Annotated in this window: 17 protein-coding genes; 3 read left to right on the forward strand and 14 right to left on the reverse strand. The window is 33.0% G+C overall.

Translation table 11 applies throughout. The features are described from left to right. Positions 1-4: 4 nt before the first annotated feature. From QJ521_RS06145 to QJ521_RS06160, 4 genes are all read right to left on the reverse strand, one after another. Positions 5-982, reverse strand: a complete 978-nt coding sequence (locus QJ521_RS06145) for an alpha-ketoacid dehydrogenase subunit beta (protein WP_282839565.1) — start codon at positions 980-982, stop codon at positions 5-7. A gap of 2 nt (positions 983-984) precedes the next feature. Then, entirely contained in the window at positions 985-2,070 is a 1,086-nt protein-coding gene (gene pdhA, locus QJ521_RS06150; RefSeq protein WP_282839566.1) for a pyruvate dehydrogenase (acetyl-transferring) E1 component subunit alpha, read from the reverse strand. A gap of 228 nt (positions 2,071-2,298) precedes the next feature. Further along, complete coding sequence (gene speB, locus QJ521_RS06155; RefSeq protein ID WP_282839567.1) at positions 2,299-3,168, reverse strand: agmatinase; 870 nt, start codon at positions 3,166-3,168, stop codon at positions 2,299-2,301. Continuing rightward, the gene (locus QJ521_RS06160) at positions 3,161-4,648 is read right to left on the reverse strand and encodes an aminotransferase class I/II-fold pyridoxal phosphate-dependent enzyme (RefSeq protein WP_282839568.1); all 1,488 of its coding nucleotides are present in this window, start codon (positions 4,646-4,648) and stop codon (positions 3,161-3,163) included. Before QJ521_RS06160 ends, speB begins: the two co-directional genes overlap by 8 nt. A 160-nt stretch (positions 4,649-4,808) precedes the next feature. On the opposite strand from QJ521_RS06160, the gene QJ521_RS06165 reads away from it, so the two are divergent. Then, entirely contained in the window at positions 4,809-5,951 is a 1,143-nt protein-coding gene (locus QJ521_RS06165; protein ID WP_282839569.1) for a mechanosensitive ion channel family protein, read from the forward strand. 28 nt (positions 5,952-5,979) lie between these two features. Here the strand turns inward: QJ521_RS06165 and QJ521_RS06170 are convergent, their stop codons facing one another. From QJ521_RS06170 to QJ521_RS06190, 5 genes are all read right to left on the reverse strand, one after another. Beyond that, positions 5,980-6,144 carry a hypothetical protein gene (locus QJ521_RS06170; protein WP_282839570.1) on the reverse strand — a complete coding sequence of 55 codons (165 nt, stop codon included), beginning with the start codon at positions 6,142-6,144 and terminating at the stop codon, positions 5,980-5,982. Next, on the reverse strand, positions 6,141-8,126 hold the full coding sequence (gene feoB, locus QJ521_RS06175) for a ferrous iron transport protein B (RefSeq protein WP_282839571.1): 1,986 nt from the start codon (positions 8,124-8,126) through the stop codon (positions 6,141-6,143). Before feoB ends, QJ521_RS06170 begins: the two co-directional genes overlap by 4 nt. Beyond that, a complete protein-coding gene (locus QJ521_RS06180; RefSeq protein ID WP_282839572.1) occupies positions 8,123-8,392 on the reverse strand; it encodes a FeoA family protein in 270 nt (89 codons plus the stop codon). Before QJ521_RS06180 ends, feoB begins: the two co-directional genes overlap by 4 nt. 122 nt (positions 8,393-8,514) lie before the next feature. After that, the gene (locus QJ521_RS06185) at positions 8,515-9,657 is read right to left on the reverse strand and encodes a GGDEF domain-containing protein (protein ID WP_282839573.1); all 1,143 of its coding nucleotides are present in this window, start codon (positions 9,655-9,657) and stop codon (positions 8,515-8,517) included. 173 nt (positions 9,658-9,830) lie between these two features. Further along, positions 9,831-11,231 carry a deoxyribodipyrimidine photo-lyase gene (locus QJ521_RS06190; RefSeq protein WP_282839574.1) on the reverse strand — a complete coding sequence of 467 codons (1,401 nt, stop codon included), beginning with the start codon at positions 11,229-11,231 and terminating at the stop codon, positions 9,831-9,833. A gap of 176 nt (positions 11,232-11,407) precedes the next feature. Between QJ521_RS06190 and heR the strand changes: the two genes are divergently transcribed. Together heR and QJ521_RS06200 are read left to right on the forward strand one after the other, a co-directional pair. Next, a complete protein-coding gene (gene heR, locus QJ521_RS06195; RefSeq protein WP_282839575.1) occupies positions 11,408-12,205 on the forward strand; it encodes a heliorhodopsin HeR in 798 nt (265 codons plus the stop codon). 43 nt (positions 12,206-12,248) lie between these two features. Continuing rightward, positions 12,249-13,220, forward strand: coding sequence for a tocopherol cyclase family protein (locus QJ521_RS06200; RefSeq protein ID WP_282839576.1), 972 nt, complete (start codon positions 12,249-12,251; stop codon positions 13,218-13,220). A gap of 30 nt (positions 13,221-13,250) precedes the next feature. On the opposite strand, the gene arcC is transcribed toward QJ521_RS06200, so the two are convergent. From arcC to QJ521_RS06225, 5 genes are all read right to left on the reverse strand, one after another. Then, positions 13,251-14,168 (reverse strand): carbamate kinase, encoded by a 918-nt coding sequence (arcC, locus tag QJ521_RS06205; protein WP_282839577.1) that lies wholly within the window; start codon positions 14,166-14,168, stop codon positions 13,251-13,253. Beyond that, positions 14,161-15,180, reverse strand: coding sequence for an ornithine carbamoyltransferase (gene argF, locus QJ521_RS06210; protein WP_347568087.1), 1,020 nt, complete (start codon positions 15,178-15,180; stop codon positions 14,161-14,163). The genes arcC and argF overlap by 8 nt, the downstream gene beginning before the upstream one ends. Before the next feature lie 11 nt (positions 15,181-15,191). Continuing rightward, entirely contained in the window at positions 15,192-16,406 is a 1,215-nt protein-coding gene (gene arcA, locus QJ521_RS06215; RefSeq protein WP_282839579.1) for an arginine deiminase, read from the reverse strand. After that, the gene (alr, locus tag QJ521_RS06220; RefSeq protein ID WP_282839580.1) at positions 16,399-17,493 is read right to left on the reverse strand and encodes an alanine racemase; all 1,095 of its coding nucleotides are present in this window, start codon (positions 17,491-17,493) and stop codon (positions 16,399-16,401) included. Before alr ends, arcA begins: the two co-directional genes overlap by 8 nt. Further along, the coding region (locus tag QJ521_RS06225; RefSeq protein ID WP_282839581.1) for an alanine/ornithine racemase family PLP-dependent enzyme at positions 17,486-18,540 on the reverse strand (1,055 nt) is incomplete at its 5' end. The genes alr and QJ521_RS06225, both read right to left, overlap by 8 nt.

Genomic DNA, 18,540 nt, shown 5'->3' on the forward strand with positions numbered 1-18,540 from the left:
CCTCTTAGAATTTAGCTACTTTTAATATCTCAGCAGCAATTCTTTCTGGTTGAACAAAATGATAATGTTCACCTTTAGCTAAAGGAACAGTAATGTCATAACCAGTAACTCTAGCTGGTGCTGCTTCTAGGTGTAAAAATGCTTTCTCATTGACTAAAGAAATAAGTTCAGCACCTGGTCCATATGTTTTAACTGCTTCTTGTACTACCAAGAAACGACCAGTTTTTTTAACTGAGTTGATAATCGTTTCTTCATCAATTGGATTGATTGTTCTTAAATCAATTAATTCAATATCAATATTTTCATCTTTAATTAATTCCATTGCTTTTACAACTTCTCTCACGATTGGTCCCCAAGCAACGACAGTCATGTCTTTACCCTTTTTAACAACTTTCGCTTTTCCAATAGGTATGCGATACATTTCTTCAGGTACTTCTTGTTTACCTGCACGATAAATACGCTTAGGTTCCATAAAAATAACTGGGTCTGGATCTTCAATTGCTGAAATCATTAAGCCCTTAGCATCATATGGTGTTGAAGGCATTACGACTTTTAGACCAGGAATATGACCTAATAATGTTTCAAGACTCTCTGAGTGGTGTTCTAAGGCTCTAATACCTCCACCAACAGGAAATCTTACAACGATTGGTAGACCATAACGTCCTCTTGTTCTATTTCTATATCTAGCCATGTGAGTAACAATTTCAGTATAACCAGGAAATACGAATCCGTCAAATTGAATTTCGGCAATAGGAATCAATCCATTGATAGCCATGCCTACTGCACTACCTGTGATTGCTGCTTCAGCAATCGGAGTATCAAATACACGGTCTTCGCCATATTTCTTTTGTAATCCGGCAGTAACTCTAAACACGCCACCTTCAAAACCTGTATCTTCACCAAAAACAACGACACGTTCATCGTCTGCAAGTTTTTGATCAAGTGCTTGGTTGATTGCTCCTAATAATGTTAATGCTGCCATGATTATTTCCCTCCTTTATCTTCAAACTGCTTAGCGTACTCATATTGTTCTTTAAGTTGAGGTGTCATTTCTGCATATGTGTATTTGAAGATATCTTCAAGTTCTTCCACACCGCTTTCTTCAACTTTCTTAAATGTTTCGCCAACAAATTTTTTATTTTCTTCTTCTAATTTTTCTTCTTCTTTTTCGCTCCAATAACCTTTATCAATTAAATATTTCTTGAATCTAATCATCGGATCTTTCTTTTCCCACTCTGCAACTTCTTCATCCTTACGATATATCGTTGGATCATCAGAAGTGGTATGTGCTCCAAGACGATAAGTCACAGCTTCAATTAATACTGGACCTTTACCTGAACGTGCATGTTCAATTGCTTCTTTAGTTGCAACATACATCGCAAGCACATCATTACCATCGACTTGAATACCGGGAATTCCAAATGCAACAGCTTTTTGAGCTAATGTTTCAGCTTTGGTAGCCTTACTTCTGTGTGTTGAGATTGCATAATGATTATTTTGAATAACTGCAACCATAGGCACATCAAAAACACCTGCAAAGTTCATACCTTCGTAGAACTCTCCATGAGATGTTCCTCCATCACCAATCATAACAACAGAAACTTCTTTTTTCTTTAATATTTTACTTGCATATGCAATACCTGCTGCATGGTTAATTTGTGAACCGATGATCACATCGATTGGCAATACTTTAACACCTTCATCAAAGTGATTACCCCATTCATTACCATACCAATATAAATATGCTTGTTCTAAGGTGACACCACGATATAACATGGCGTTAAGTTCTCTAAATGCTGGTACAAACCAATCTTGTTCAGCCATAGCTGCTGCTGCACCAACTTGTGCTGCTTCTTGGCCACGATTTGGAGCATACGTCAACATACGTCCTTGTCTTTGATATTGTACAGCTTTTAAGTCAGCTACACGACCAAGCGACATGATTTTGTACATTTGTAGCAACTCTTTTTTACTAATTTTTGGTTCCAAATCAGGATTTGTAATTTTTCCTTTAGGATCTAAAATCTTGAGTTGTTGTTTCTTTTGTGGATCATATTTGTCAAATAACATGATTTAAATTCCTCCCTTGCTTTTGCACTATTATTATACTTGACGTAGTGCTTTTATTCAAAAGCTTTGCTTAAAGGAATGATAAATAATAAAATATAGGTTTTTGTGTGGGTTTTTCGTGTTAAATAAGCCATAAATTAGATTAAGTCATGTCAAGGAATATACATTTGAAATGGAATAAAAACATAAAAAAAAGGAAATTATTGAATAATCTCCTTATTTGTTTGATTAACGTTTTTCGCGATTCATTTGAAGAAGCAAAACCATTTCTCTAAGCGTTTTAGCTGCAACCGCAGTTGATGCACCGCTTGGATCAAGCATTGGTGCTAATTCAACAAAATCCGCTCCAACAAAGTTATTTAGTTTTTGAAATTGATCAAATGCCCATAATAAATCCTTATATTGCATTCCACCTGGTTCAGGTGTACCTGTACCTGGGAAAACTGCTGGATCTAAGACATCTAAATCAATGGTTACATAAACAGGAACATCTTTTAATTGCTCACAAATCTCATCTAAACCTTCAAAGTCAAACTTTCTCATATGTGTATGTCCTTGAGCTGACCAATCAAATTCTGGTTTTTCACCACTTCTAATTCCGAATTGATAGATTTTTCCATCACCAACAAACTTGTGAACATGTCTTAAAAATGTTGCATGAGATAAATCTCTACCATAAAATGATTCTCTCAAATCTGTGTGTGCGTCTAGTTGTATAATATGAAGATTTGGATATTTTTCAAATACTGCTTTAATGACTGGATAACTTACTAAATGTTCGCCACCAACCATCATTGGTGTTTTCCCATCATTTAAAATCTGTTTAGTTGTCTTGTAGACAATGTCTAATGCGTCTTCTACAGCACCAATAGGTAAATCAAGATCACCAACATCTGCAGTCTTAAATTCGTTTAAATCTCTTTCTCTATAAGGTGAGTACCACTCAACACCAATAGAATCTACACGAATCGCATTTCCTGCAAATCTTGTGCCTGGTCTAAAAGATGTTGTTGAATCCATAGGGACACTGAAGATCACCACATCTGCTTCTTCATAGCTGCTTTTACAGCTTTGAAAAGATAAATCAACTTTATTCATAATCGTCATCGCTCCATTTTTCCCAATATTCTTTATCAATTATTTTAATATAACCACCTTCAGTATCACTTAGAATTACTGAACCACTTCTTTGATAAAAGTCTAAGTCATCTAATATATCTTGACTAATAACTTCACCAGGAATAACGATTGGAATACCTGGTGGATAAATCATCACTGATTCTGCAGCAATTTCATCAACTGCTTGATTGAGAGGTACATACTTTTTAGGTGCATGATATGCCTCTCTCGGTCTTGTATAAGCTTCTGGATAAACATATTTGACTTTTGGAAGTAATGGTTCTAATTCCATTGGTATATACTTATCAGATATAATTTTGAGTGCTTTTACTAATGCATTTAAATCTTCTTGTTTTGTTCCTATGGATAACACAGCTAATATTAAATGTGTTTCAGCTAGTTCAAGCTGGATATGATGCTCATCAAATAACTCTTTATACACGTCAAAACCTGTAATACCGATATCAGATACTTTAACAATAATTTTTGTTTGATCATATCCATAAGCATTTTTGGTTTTGAAATATGTTTCATCAGCTGTTTTTAATCCGGGAATTTGATTGATTTCTTCTCTTGTCTTTTTTGCCATCTCAATTAAGATCGGTAACTGTTTTGGGCCATCATTATAAATGGTCTTTCTAGCGACATCTAAACTAGCCATAAGTAAACTACTTGGTGATGTGCTTTGAATCATGTTAATGGTTGATCTTAACCGAATATGATCTACACGAGGACCTTGTGTAATTAAAATAGAACTTTGTGTGAGTGAACCAACAGTTTTATGAAGTGAACAAGACCCCATATCAGCTCCAGCTTCCATGGATCCGATGGGAAGTTGGTCTGAAAAAGGGAAGTGTGAGCCATGTGCTTCGTCAACAATTACCATCATATCATGCTCATGTGCTAAATCTACGATTCGTTTTAAGTCACTTGTAACTCCAAAATAAGTGGGATTAATAACAAACACTGCTTGAGCATCTGGATTTTCTATAATTGCAGTTTCGATATCATGATATTCCATATGGTTTGCAATACCTAATACGCTGTCAATATAAGGTTTAACAAATATTGGTACAGCACCACTTAATATTAATGCATTGATTGCTGATTTATGGACATTTCGAGGTAAAATGATTTTTTCTTTAGCGCGGCAAACTGACATAATCATGGATAAGATACCCATGGTCGTTCCACCAGTTAAAAAATAAGCTTTTTCCGCTCCAAAAGCATCCGCCATTAATTCAGCAGCTTCTTTAATAACACCAGTCGGTCTATTTAAATTATCTAAACCTCTAGGGGCATTTGCGTCTAGTTTATACATCTGATTGCCTGCGTAGTCAATCATATCGTTTTTTAAGTGTCCGAGCTTATGCCCAGGCACGTCATGACAAATCGTATTGCTTTCGGCATATTCTAAAAGTTTTGTATAAAAGGGTGTCAATTGATGATCCTTTTCCATGGTTTACCCACCTTTCAAAATGCAAATCTATTTTAACACTTTTCTATACTTTTTTACAGTTTTTTATATTTTTTATTCAAGAAAACTTTTTTAATATCAGTTTCAACAGGTTTGTGGTTAAAAATGTTATAATATAGGAAAGTACGAAAGGAGTTAACTTATGAATCTTACATTATTTTTAAACGGGGTTGCTATTAATTCGATGTTAACTGCAGCAATCGTTGTTGGCATCGTTTGCTTGCTCATCGTAGAGCGTATTATTCTTAAAAAGCTTGAAGATATTATTAAAAAATGGATCGTCATTCTTGTATTTCTTTTTTCATTTGCATTATTGATTGCAGGAACATTTGCTATTTTACTCATATGGGGTGTTGAGATTATGCAATACCTTCAAGATTCGTGGTACTCTATAGTAACAACATTAATGAATAGCGTTGGAAAACTGGTTAGTAGTGCCATTATCATCTTTATTTCATTACTCATTTTAAAGTTTTCAAAAATGGCATTTAGGACAGTTGGAACAAAACCTGGTCCTATGCAAAGACGCAAAAGAACGATAGCTAAAGTATCAACAAGTATTATCAAATATCTAGTTGGCGTAATTACAATATTAATCGTATTATCTGTATGGGGTATCAATGTTGCTCCAGCGCTTGCTGGGTTAGGTATTATGGGACTTGTTATTGGACTTGGTGCACAAAAATTTATACATGATTTAATCAGTGGTTTCTTCATTGTATTCGAACATCATTTTGATGTTGGAGACGTTATTGAAGTTCAGGGTTTCAAAGGTGAAGTTACAAGTATCGGTCTTAAAACAACAAAATTAAGAAATTGGAAAGGTGATGTAAAGATTCTATCAAATGGTGAAATCTCTAATCTATTAAACTATTCCATTAATCCATCTACTGCTGTTGTTGAATTCGGTATTGCATATCAAGAAAACATGCAACAAACAATTGATTTACTCAATGAAGAATTACCTAAATTGAGAAAAGATTTACCTGACATTATTGAAGATCCGAAAGTTGTAGGAGTTATAAACTTAAATAGTAGTAGTGTCGACATGAGAGTTGTTGCAAAAACGCTTAATGAAAAACATTATGCAGTTGAAAGGGAATTAAGAAAACAAATCAAAATTATTCTTGATAACAATAACATTGAAATTCCATTCCCACAAGTTGTTGTTAATCAACCAACAGTAAGACCTAAAACAACAAAGAAAAAAAGTCAAGAAATAGACAGTCAAAGTATCGAAGATGGAAACGTTGAAAGTCAATTCCCTGAGAAGGTTAATACATAAGAAACTTAAGGTTAAAAATAAAACGGCATTAACTTAATGTCGTTTTTTTCTTTGTCGAACACTCATCTACACAACTTTTAGCATATGCACATCTAGAGCATATGTCATCATCTTTACGAACAACCATTCTAAATACGATTAGCCCTACCATTAACCCTATAACAATAACAATAACTATATCTGCTGCTGTCATAAAATGATCACCTCAATAAAACGTCCTATGTTAAATACAATAACAGCTAACCCCCATGCAATACCTGTTTGGAAAAACACAGCCCCCCACATTCTTTTTGCAGTCCCTAATTCTTGACGCATAGCACCTATTGCTCCAAAGCATGGTGCACTAAATAAATTAAATACCATGAATGCATAAGCTGATGCCCCAGTAAAGAAACTAAAAGCCCCACTTCCAAATATTAGTAGTCCTTCAGAAGTTTGCTCTGAGTATCCGGCTATAATTGCCATTGAAGCAACCACTTGTTCTTTAGCAACCAATCCTTGTACTGCAGATACCGTAGCTCCCCAGCTCCATTCGCCTAACATTGGATAAAAAATCCATGCAAGTGCATTACCGATGCTTGCTAACATACTTTGGTTTGCTTCAACACCATAAGTTAAGTTCCATGAAAAACTAATTAAAAACCAAATGACTATAGATGCCATTAATATAATTGAGCCAGCTCTTTGTATAAATGCTCCTGCTTTTGAAGTCACATCAAAAAAGACATATTTAAAATTAGGCATTTTATATTCTGGTAACTCTAAGATAAAACTTGAGGTTTTACCTTTAAATAACACTTTTTTCATTAAATAAGCTGATATTAAAATGACAAATACTGCTAAAAAGTATAATGAAGCGCTTGCTAAACCTGAATGATCTCTAAAGAAATATCCAGCAAATAATGAAATAATGGGTAGTTTTGCACTACAAGGAATAAAAGGTGTCAACATGATTGTCATCTTTTTTTCTGTTTCATCATTAATCGTTCTTGCCGATAAAATCGCTGGAACACTACATCCGCTACCAATAATGAATGGAATCAATGATTTTCCTGATAATCCAACTTTTTGGAAAATTCTATCTAAAAAGAATGCAATTCTTGACATATATCCTGTTGTTTCTAGTAATGATATGAGTAAGAATAAAATAATGAGTTGTGGTAGGAAGCTTAAGATTGCTCCTACACCGGCAATCATTCCATCAACTACTAAACTAACTGCCCACGGAGATGCTCCTATCGCATTGAGCCAAATTGAAGTCCATTCACCAAATGTTGTCATGAGGTCTTCAACAATCTCTACAGTAAATCCTCCTACTGGACCTGCAGCTAAATAATATACACCAAACATAATGACCATAAAAATTGGAATAGCGAAAAATCTGTTTAAGAAAACCGAATCAAGACGATCTGTCCATGTCAATTGTTCTTTTCTTGCACTAACTGCTTCATCCCTTATATTCTCTATATAGCGATATCTCTCATCTGCGATAATCTGTTCCATATCACGTTGATACTGTTTAGAAATATCCATAATGATTTGATTTGATTCTTCGTTTTGGAAATCATTAAATAATGGATCTTTTTCAATTAGCTTGACTGCTAAAAATCTTTTATGTTCAGTTTCATTTAAGTTCTCAAGTTTCTTTATCGCTTCTTCTAAATGAAGATCATAGATATGCGTGTAATAATTTTTCCTATAATCTTGACGTTTTATATATTGAATCAAGTTAAAAACATTAGTCTTTTTCAATGCTGAAATTGAAATAATGGTTGTGTCCAACTTTTCTTCTAACGTATGTAAATCGATTTTTATACCGCGCTTATCAGCAATATCACTCATATTTAAAGCTATTAATACAGGAATATTAAGTTCTAATAATTGTGTTGTTAAGTACAAACTTCTTTCAATTGAAGTTGAGTCGATAATGTTTAAAATTAAATCAACGTTTTCTTCAAATAAAAAGCGTCTCGATATCGCTTCTTCGATACTATATGGACTTAAAGAATAGATTCCTGGCAAATCAACGATCTCAAAATCAGTACCTCTAATCGTGCCAACTTTTCGTTCGATAGTAACTCCTGGCCAATTTCCTACTTTTTGATTTGTTCCAGTTAAGAGATTGAATAAGGTTGTTTTTCCTGAGTTTTGATTGCCAACCAGTGCAACTCTCATGACATAACCTCAACATCAATTAAGGACATATCGCGCTTTCTTAGACAAAGCTCATATCCTCTTAGTTCTATATCGACTGGATCTCCTAATGGAGCAATCTTTTTGACTTTTACTTGTACGCCTTCAGTAATACCCATATCGAGTAATCTTCTTCTTAAGGCCTTATCTTCCGTGTTTAAAAAAACCACTTTGGCTTTTTGTCCCTTTCTAAGGTTTGAGAGTATAGTTTGCTCTCCAGGACGACTTTTGTCTAATCTTATTCTCATGTCTTATACCCCTTGATATCGCTTGTAATCACCTTCATTATATGAGAATTATCAAAGAAGTCAAATAAAGCTGTAAAGTTTATAATTAGCATTATAAATAAGAAAAACAGGATTTCTCCTGTTTAAATTGATACGCTTAAATTTTGTTTAGATTTTGCCTTATCTTCATACATCTTACGATCTAAACTGTACAAGAAATTTTCCATGGATTCATAATACTTATCATGATATATGCCATATCCCATTGAAATGCTTAAACAGTAATCATGAACTGCTTTTTTATTGTAATCAGCGAGGTTTTTTTCAATTCTATTAATGATTTCGAATAACTTATCTTCTTTATCTATTTGCATAATAACACAAAACTCATCGCCACCAATACGTGCAATAAAATCATTTTTCCTAACACTTTTCGTTAAAATTCTGCCTAACTCAATCAAAGCTTTATCTCCAGCTTGATGACTCATATCATCATTGATGGATTTGAAATTGTTGATATCAATCAAAATAGCACCAATCGTTTTTTTAATATTTTTATTGTTTTCGATATTATAGACTTGATACTCATATTCTCTTCTATTAAATACTCCAGTTAGCGAATCAGTATTGGTTATTTTTGACTGTATATAAATATAAATAACTAAAATAGATAATGTCATCGACGGCCATAAGACTCGTAATTGAGGTTCAAACAATTGAACTGCAACAGCCAATATTAGAGGCACCGGGAAAAAGAGTAAGGCCTTAAAATCTGATATGGGGATATATTTTTGATTGAATACAATGTAGCCCATAGAAAAAGCAAATACACTAACATTAAAAACAATTAATGGTATAAGCATTTCGCCACGTTGATGAAAGCCATTAGCATCTACATAGAAAAAATAGCCTCGGTTAAAACTTAAGACCAGCAATACTAGATGAACAATCAATATCGGCCCAAAAATAACACAAATGCTTTTAATATTTTTCAATCTTTTGTTAATGCGATGATCAACATAAAATAACCAAGTAACCAAGATTGATAAGGCTACAATGAAATAAATAGTTAGTGCAGATAATAAGACATACCTACCAAGACTTGTTGCACTTCCATTAAATTGTACAATCAAAATATCACTAATTAATACAGCAACATTAAACCAAAGCAATGAAAAAAAGTAACGATTGCTATAATGAGATGCTTTCGTATGTTTTCTAAGACTGAAGTAAATAATGATTAAAATGATAATAGAAATGATGTTTGTTTGACTTAACTGAATCATAATTCTATTTCCCCTGTTTATCCTGTAACTTATGATAACAAAAAAATACCATAAAAAAAAGAATATTAATAAAAAATTAATCTATTCAACATAAGATATAAATACACATACAATAAATTCTACCATTATTATAGACAAAAATAACATTTATATCAATATTATTTATATTTTTTTTATTTGGCAGTTGCCAACTTTTTCTTTTCGCTCACATCATCAACATACTTTTGGATGTTAAATTTTCTTTCTAGTCCTTTATCATTCATGTATCTTAACTTCCCAAATACTGATCTTTCAGTCCATGCACGATCATGCTTGCCAAAACACCATGCAACACCTGCATAGCTGTTTGGATCTCTTCCATCTATAAAATACTTATTGTTCAAGTATATAATATAATCATATGCTGATTGATAATTTGGTGTCCATTCGATGATTTTCTTTGCCCAATACATTCGCATATAATTGTGCATATATCCTGTATACGCCATTTCATCCATTGCTGCATTAAAATAATGATCATGTGTTTTACTATTTTCAAGTTGTTCTAAACTATACAAGTATTCCCTAAAATCGTTTTCATGTTCTTTCATTGTAAAGTAAGCCCATGGCTCTGTCATTTCATCAAAATGATCATATCCTTGATTATAGTAGACAAAATTAAAAGCTAGTTCTCTTCTAACTAGCAATTGCTCAATAAAAGCATCAAAAGCTTTGCCATCTATATTTCCGTACTCTAACTCTAAAAACATTCTGTCTAGTATTTCTAGTGCTGATATTTGTCCGAAGTGTAAATACATCGAAAGTTTCGATGTATAATCATTACTTGGATCGTTGCTTTCCAAATAATGATTAGCCTTATCTTGAATGAACGTAAAAACCATTTTTGAAGCCTCAACATAACCACCATGATAAAAAATGCTTAAAGATACACTTTGATTCAAGTTAAGCTTCTTAATCGTTAACGCTAAATCTGATAAATCATCATCACCTTCTAACTTTAGTTTGGTTTGATTTTTTATACTACTTATTCTATTAAAGTCTCTAAACTCCAAGTATAACCTCTTAATTTTAGGTCTTAATGTATATGCTCCATATTCAGCTTTATCAGATGCAATATGAACAGGAACAATTAAGTCAGTGTCAACAATATCTATATGAATGTCTAAATGATGTATTTTAACATACTCAATAACACTTTGTCTCCATTGTCTTTGGAGTTTTAAGTATCCTTGATCCATAATAAGTGCTTCAGCATCTTCTAAATAAGGTTTGATACCTTCTTCAGGTGATTCCAATCTTAAAACAAACGAAATATGAAATTTAACCAAAATATCTTTGACTTCCCTTAATCCCTCTAACATAAACTGATAATGTCTTTGATTGGCTTCTGGATAGTTTGCTGTTAATCCAAAGTAAACCAATAACGGCAAATCATGATGATTCGCGAGTTGAATAGCATGCTCAAGAGCATGGTTATAGTGGACGCGTTGTGATTGTTGCATCCAATAAACGACATAACTTTTCTTGTGACCAGATTCTTTTTCTCTCACGCGGATGATTCGTTTTTTATTCATAAACTCCTCGTTTTTGTAAAAGTATTTTTATTTGCAAAATGTTTATACACAAATTATAACATCTTTAGCAAAATCAGACATTTAATATTACAAAAAATGTTAGTGCATATTGATACTCAACAATTCAATATATGTTATAATTAAACTAATCTTAAATAAGAAAAGGGGAATTTTATATGACAAATAATGAAACATTACTTAAACTAAAGAAATTTAACATGTTGATGGGTGGACTGCATTTAGTCCAAGGGATTTTGATGCTATTTTTAGCAACATCTGTTATCCAAAATATTGCCGAGTTTAAACCAACAATTACACAATTTTACTTAACTTACAATCCAATGACACAATCGCTTGAAGTCGCAAGCCGTACATTGTTCGATTTACCTTTTGGTATCTTTGTTGCTTTATTTTTATTAATATCAGCTGGAGCACATGCATTAATTTCATTTCCAAAAAAATTAAATGCTGTCTACAATAAAGATTTAGAACAAGGTATTAATAAATTCAGATGGTTTGAATATGCGCTAAGTTCATCAGTTATGATCGTATTAATCGCAACTCTATTTGGAATCTACGACATTGCATCATTAATCTTAATTTTTGCAGTTAATGCAAGTATGAACTTATTCGGTCTTGTTATGGAGCAATTAAATGCGAAACGCGGAAATAACGAAAAAGTTATTTGGGGTCCATTTATTTGGGGTTCTATTGCAGGTATCGCACCATGGATTGCAATATTGATTTATATGTTTGGTACAGGTAATTTTGATATGGTACCATGGTTTGTTTGGGCAATTGTGGGAACATATTTTGTTGCATTCAATACATTCCCAGTAAATATGATTCTTCAATATAAAAAAATTGGTAAGTGGAAGAACTATTTATATGGAGAGCGCACTTATATCGTATTAAGCTTAGTAGCTAAATCAATTTTAGCTTGGTTAGTTCTTTTTGGAGCAATGCAACCATAAAAGTTAAAAAGCTAGTCAACTAGCTTTTTTAATAGGAGTTTGTATGTGTTTTAAGAAACTCATTCATCCTGAGTATTTTCAAGGAGAGAAAAAGAAAAATAGATATTTCGAAGGTTGGTACTATAAACTCGTTAGTAAAGATGACTTATATACACTAGCTTTCATTCCAGGCGTGAGCATCAATGAAATTGATCCTCATGCTTTTATCCAAGTCTTTTTATCTAAAAACGATCCTCGAAAAACAAAATTGAGTAGCCATTATTTAAGATTTGATTTGGATGCTTTTGATTATGGAAATAAAGAGTTTTGGATTCGAATCGATAAGAACTACTTCTCAAAAGAGAAAATATTCATTGATATGAAAAACGATAAAATGAGTATTATAGGTACACTTAAATTATCTGGTTTGACGCCTTTGAAGAAAAATATGTTTTCTCCTAATATTATGGGCATATTTGGTTATTTAAGCTTTATGGAATGTTACCATGGCGTTATCAGTATGACACATCAGTTAGATGGAGCATTTAAGATTAACGATGAAATCATATCTTTTGAAAGTAGCAAAGGTTATATTGAAAAAGACTGGGGTAGATCATTTCCGAGATCTTATGTTTGGATACAATCCAATCATTTTAAAAATCCAGAAACATCACTTATGTTTTCATATGCAGATATTCCGTTTATTGGGTTTTATTTTAAAGGTTTAATTGCCAACTTAATTTATGAAGGCAAAGAGTATAGGTTTGCTACATACAATTTTACAAAAGTACAAAAAGAAGAAATAAAGGATAACTATGTCTTCTATAAATTAATCAAAGGTAAATACCGTCTTGAGATCGAAGCTTTATCAACTTCTCAAATTGGATTAGCATCTCCAAAAGATGGTATGATGACAGATCAAATTAAAGAGGGACTATCTGGTCATGTTAATGTAAGGTTATACATTAAAAATAAACTCATTTATGAAGATATTGGTAAACATGCAGGAATCGAAGTCATGAAACAAGTTGAATAATCCAAAAGAAAAAGCTCAAGTGAGCTTTTTTTATGCAATAATGATTGTTCCACTTTTTTGTTCTAAAGCTTCTTTGGCTTGATCTAGTGATGCAATAATTGAAGGTCTTCCTGTTGCTTTAGTAAAAGCCATACACGCCTCAATCTTAGGCAACATAGAACCTTTTTTGAAATGACCTTTCTTTAAGTAATCTTCAAGTTCAGCTATGGAAACTTTTTTTAATGCTTTTTGATGAGGTGTGTTGAAATCAAGATACACATACTCAACTGCGGTTAAAATAATCAGTTCATCTGCTTCTGTTATTTCAGCCATTTTCGCACTTGCATGATCTTTATCAATAACAGCATCAACACCTATTAATTCATTATCTTGACTGATTACTGGGATACCCCCACCACCTGCAGCAATCACGATATGTTTATCCTTAAGTAAAGCCTTAATACTTTCTTTTTCAATAATGTCTAATGGTTTCGGGCTTGCTACAACGCGTCTATATCCTCTACCAGAGTCTTCAACCATTGTATATCCTTGTTCCTTAGATAATTGATCTGCCTCTACTTTACTATAAAAGCTTCCAATAGGTTTACTTGGATCTTTGAATGCTTGATCGTTGGCATCAACTAAGACTTGAGAAACAATGGTTGTAATCGGACGTTCATGGTTTTCAAGCTTCATTTTATTATATATTGCATTTTGAATATGATAACCTATATAACCTTGGCTCATAGCTCCACATTCTGCAAAAGGCATTAAAGGTGTTGATTTAGACTCATTAAATGCTAAATTAATCATCCCAACTTGAGGACCATTTCCGTGAACGATAATAATATCATGATCATCTTCAATTAATGGAAAAATAGCTTTAGCTACATCTTTTAGTAATTGTTTTTGCTCGTTTGCATTATTCCCTAATGCATTCCCACCAAGTGATATAACATACCTAGACATAAAGATCACTCAGTGTCGCAAGCATAACTGCCTTAATGGTGTGCAAACGATTTTCTGCTTCTTCAAACACGACACTTTGTGGTGACTCCAAAACTGCATCAGTAACTTCTAATTCTCCACGTTTTACGGCTTCAAACATTTGTCCAAAATCATGTGCAATTTGGGCACCCATTTCAGTATCTATGCCATGAAAAGCAGGTAGACAATGCATGAAAATCGCTTCAGCCTTAGCATTGCTCATCACTTTTGAGTTTACCTGATATGGATGTAAATCTTGAATTCTTGCGTACCATACATCCTTAGGTTCACCCATAGAAACCCAAACATCAGTATATATAACATCTGCGTCTTTAGAACCTTTCATTGCATCTTCAGTGAATTGCAATGTTGCACCAGTTTCTTTTGCTATGGTTTGACATATATCGATTAACTCTTGATTTGGCCATAATGCTTTTGGTGCAACAGCTGTAAAATGCATGCCCATTTTCGCACAACCAATCATTAATGAATTCCCCATATTGTTTCTTGCATCTCCAAAATATGAAAACTTAATATCTTTAAGTGCTCCAAATTTTTCTTGAATTGTTAAGAAATCAGCAAGAATCTGTGTTGGGTGATATTGGTCAGTCAATCCATTCCAAACTGGAACTCCTGAATACTCAGCAAGCGTTTCTACATCATTTTGCAAATACCCTCTAAATTCAATACCATCATACATATGTCCTAAAACACGTGCAGTATCCTTGACGGATTCTTTTTTTCCCATTTGAGAACCGGTGGGTCCAATATAAGTGACACCCATACCTAAATCAAATCCAGCAACTTCAAAAGCACATCTTGTTCTTGTTGAATCTTTTTGAAACAACAAAACAATGTTTTTATCAGTTAAATGCTTATGACTGATGCCTTCTTTCTTTTCATGTTTTAGCCTTTGTGCTAAATCAATAAGATTTTGGATTTCTTCGGTTGTAAAATCCAATAATGTTAATAAATGTCTTCCCTTTAAGTTCATCATATTTCTCCCTATTCTATGTCTTCTCTTTCTAATGGCATACTCATACACCTTGGACCACCTCGTCCACGAGATAATTCACTTGACTCAATTTCTAATACTTCAATACCTGCATCTACCAACATTTGATTGGTCACATGATTACGATCATAAACAATGACCTTACCTGGTGCGATTGCTAATGTGTTTGCTCCGTCATTCCATTGTTCTCTAACACTCGTAATCACATCTTTACCACCGCATCTAATCAGCTTAATCGGACGTTTAAGGTGCTTCTCTAAAACATCTTCTAATGATCCGACAACCTTAACCACATCAAATCTTGTATCATTTTTAGTGATTTCAAAGACAGTAAGCTTGTTTTCAATGCCTGGATGGATGGTAAACATGCCGTAATCGATCTGTGTAAATACAGTATCTAAATGCATAAATGCTCTACTTTTTGGAATATTAAAAGCTAGCACTGTTTCAAAATCTGTATTTTCTTTAAAAAGTTGTTCTGCAAAAAATTCAATGGCTCTTGGATCTGTTCTATTTGATATCCCAATAGCAATAATATTTTTATTTAATACAAGAATATCTCCACCTTCTAATGGATATCTATTTAACCTATGATAATACTTAATAGGTGGATTTTTATGAAAACGTGGGTGATATGTCAATATATACTCTGCAAATATGGTTTCTCTTTGTCTTGCATGAGTAAACATTTTTCCAATCGCTACACCATGTCCTACACTTGAAAATGGATCTCTTTGGAACAAGATGTTAGGAATTGGATCTGTAAAGAATGGATATTCGTCTTCTAACATATCCATAATAGATTTATGCTTTCCAACAGTAATCTCATGTGTTCTTATACCTTCAATCATTTTGTGAATCATATCTGTTATAGATAGATTGACCAAATACTTATAAAGTGCGTTTTTAATCGTTTGAGATTTAATCTTAGATTCTTCAATAAATGCATTAATAAAGTTAGAAACAACCTCTGGATGAGCTTCCAAAGCCTCAGTCAACATATCTGTTAGATATAAGACTTCAACACCATGCGCTCTTAACGTGTTTGCAAATATATCATGTTCTTCTTGTGCAACTTTCAAGTATGGAATATCATCAAATAACAGTTTTTCTAAGACATCAGGTGTTAAATTTTCAAGTTCTTTACCTGGCCTGTGTAATAATACAGATTTGAGTTTACCGATTTCAGAGTGTACTTTAATCATTTTTTTTATCTCCTTTAATCATGATTCGTGGGACACGATATGATACTTGTGTTACCACTTCATAATTGATTGTATTTAAACGTTTGGCGATATCATCGATTGAAACTAAATCACCAAACAGTATAGCCGTGTCGTTAACATGAACGGACTCATCTATTTTAACAAAGCACGCATCCATGCAAATGATACCAACAATTTTATATTTCTTGTCATGGAATTGCACGTGACCAGTTTTATTTTTTCTAATCCATCCATCAGCATATCCAATAGGTAGAATCGCGATTCTTTCTTTCTCTGTAGCACAATAAGTTGCACCATAGCCTACACAATCACCTGGATTCAATTCTTTGACTTGGACAACTCTAGACTTCAAAGACATAACAGGTTTCAAGTTAGGTTTTTTCTCATCTAAAGATAAACCATAAAGTGATATGCCTAAGCGAACATGTGTTGTGAACTCTATTTTTGATTCATATTTAAAGGTTGATGATGAGTTTGATACATGTACCATGGGTGGAACCTTCTTAAGACTTGATAGTATCAAGCGCATTTGTTCCAATTGTTTTTGATAAAACATTTCATCATGATCAGCAGTAGCAAAATGCGTAAATATACCTTTTAAGTTAATATGTTTTTGCTTTTGAAGGTTTGAAACGACTTTTGAAATATTCTCAACACCTCTAAAACCGTATCTTGACATTCCAGTATCCACCTTCAGGTGGCAAGTTATATGATGTCCAAGCTTTAAGACAGAATCATAGATATGTTCATCATAAACTGAAAGTTCAATGCGATTTAATGAGCAAATCAAAATATCGCTTTCCATCACTGGACCAAGCATTAAAATATCTATATCATCAAAATGCGCTCTTATTTCCAATGCTTCTTCTAATAGTGAAACAGCGCATAAACGAACACCTTGATCATATAAATGCTTCATGACCTCGATTGCTCCATGTCCATAAGCATTTGCTTTTATGACCGGAATAACTTTTTTAGTTAAATTTTGTTTTTGAGCTTCTTCAAAATTATGCCATAAATGATCTAGATTGACTTCTGCCCAAGTTGGTCGATAAATATTACTCATAACTTTTCTCCACATATGGTGATGTCATTAACGATAGAATGCCACCATAAGTCATTTTAAATGTAATGGTATCTCCTAGTTGATAATCCAATTTAGATATTTGTACAATTAAATGATCACTACTACATCCTAAAATAGCAACACCTTTTGGTGGTATTAAATCATGTGCATCAACATCTTGTTTGCCAATTGATAAAATTGCTCGTGTTGTTACACCTCGATCTTCAAACTTAACAGGCTTTCCAAATGCATCCATACCCAAAACACCTTCAGGCATTGATGGTTTATCTTTAATCTCAATAATTTCAGCTTCTAATGTAAAGATATCATCAAACATGTAATACAGAGATTTACCATAAGCAGTTTCTCTACCTAAAACGAGTGCTTCACCAATTCTTAAGTTATTAATAAACTTAGGGAGTTTTTGATTTAACGCTAAGAATAAGGAAGATGAGTTCCCACCACTTATTAAATTCAACTTAATGTTTAAGCGGCTTTCAATACTATTTTTTATACTGTATAGTTTATCATAAGTTTGCTCTTCTGGGATAACCCCGCCATAACATGTTAAGTTTGTACCTATACCTTCAAGTCTAACATGTTTGAGTTGATATATCTCTTCAACAACACTCATATAATCTTCTTTATAATAAATACCTTCTCGTAAATCTCCAATATCAAACATTAAAACAATTCCATGAACACAATCCATTTTTTCTGCAGATTGATTTAATTTTCGAATTGTACCAATCTCGGAGTTTAAAGATATGTTTGCATGCATAACAACATCATCTGTTTCAGATAACTTAGGTATTCTTAATAGAACTCTTGGTTTGGTTGTCTTCATGTTTTGCAAATTTTGAATTCTTGAATCTGCAATATAATCAACATCGGATGCATTTAATACATTAACGATATTTTGATCACCATGATAAACTTTTGAAACCGCCATAACAGTAATGTTACGTTCATGCAGCTCTTGAGTTAAGTGATTTACATTGTGTGCGTATTTCTTGAGATCCACATGAATCTTAGGCAACATCTTTT

The sequence above is a fragment of the Peloplasma aerotolerans genome (assembly GCF_030012175.1).
GTDB lineage: Bacteria > Bacillota_I > Bacilli_A > Acholeplasmatales > Acholeplasmataceae > Peloplasma > Peloplasma aerotolerans.

Coding starts and splice junctions, on each gene's coding strand:
- QJ521_RS06145 (WP_282839565.1), bottom strand. CDS start 982: ATGGCAGCATTAACATTATTAGGAGCAATCAACCAAGCACTTGATCAA.
- arcA (WP_282839579.1), bottom strand. CDS start 16,406: ATGATTAAAGTACACTCTGAAATCGGTAAACTCAAATCTGTATTATTA.
- QJ521_RS06190 (WP_282839574.1), bottom strand. CDS start 11,231: ATGAATAAAAAACGAATCATCCGCGTGAGAGAAAAAGAATCTGGTCAC.
- QJ521_RS06185 (WP_282839573.1), bottom strand. CDS start 9,657: ATGATTCAGTTAAGTCAAACAAACATCATTTCTATTATCATTTTAATC.
- arcC (WP_282839577.1), bottom strand. CDS start 14,168: ATGTCTAGGTATGTTATATCACTTGGTGGGAATGCATTAGGGAATAAT.
- QJ521_RS06165 (WP_282839569.1), top strand. CDS start 4,809: ATGAATCTTACATTATTTTTAAACGGGGTTGCTATTAATTCGATGTTA.
- QJ521_RS06160 (WP_282839568.1), bottom strand. CDS start 4,648: ATGGAAAAGGATCATCAATTGACACCCTTTTATACAAAACTTTTAGAA.
- feoB (WP_282839571.1), bottom strand. CDS start 8,126: ATGAGAGTTGCACTGGTTGGCAATCAAAACTCAGGAAAAACAACCTTA.
- QJ521_RS06180 (WP_282839572.1), bottom strand. CDS start 8,392: ATGAGAATAAGATTAGACAAAAGTCGTCCTGGAGAGCAAACTATACTC.
- pdhA (WP_282839566.1), bottom strand. CDS start 2,070: ATGTTATTTGACAAATATGATCCACAAAAGAAACAACAACTCAAGATT.
- argF (WP_347568087.1), bottom strand. CDS start 15,180: ATGAACTTAAAGGGAAGACATTTATTAACATTATTGGATTTTACAACC.
- heR (WP_282839575.1), top strand. CDS start 11,408: ATGACAAATAATGAAACATTACTTAAACTAAAGAAATTTAACATGTTG.
- speB (WP_282839567.1), bottom strand. CDS start 3,168: ATGAATAAAGTTGATTTATCTTTTCAAAGCTGTAAAAGCAGCTATGAA.
- QJ521_RS06200 (WP_282839576.1), top strand. CDS start 12,249: ATGTGTTTTAAGAAACTCATTCATCCTGAGTATTTTCAAGGAGAGAAA.
- alr (WP_282839580.1), bottom strand. CDS start 17,493: ATGAGTAATATTTATCGACCAACTTGGGCAGAAGTCAATCTAGATCAT.
- QJ521_RS06170 (WP_282839570.1), bottom strand. CDS start 6,144: ATGACAGCAGCAGATATAGTTATTGTTATTGTTATAGGGTTAATGGTA.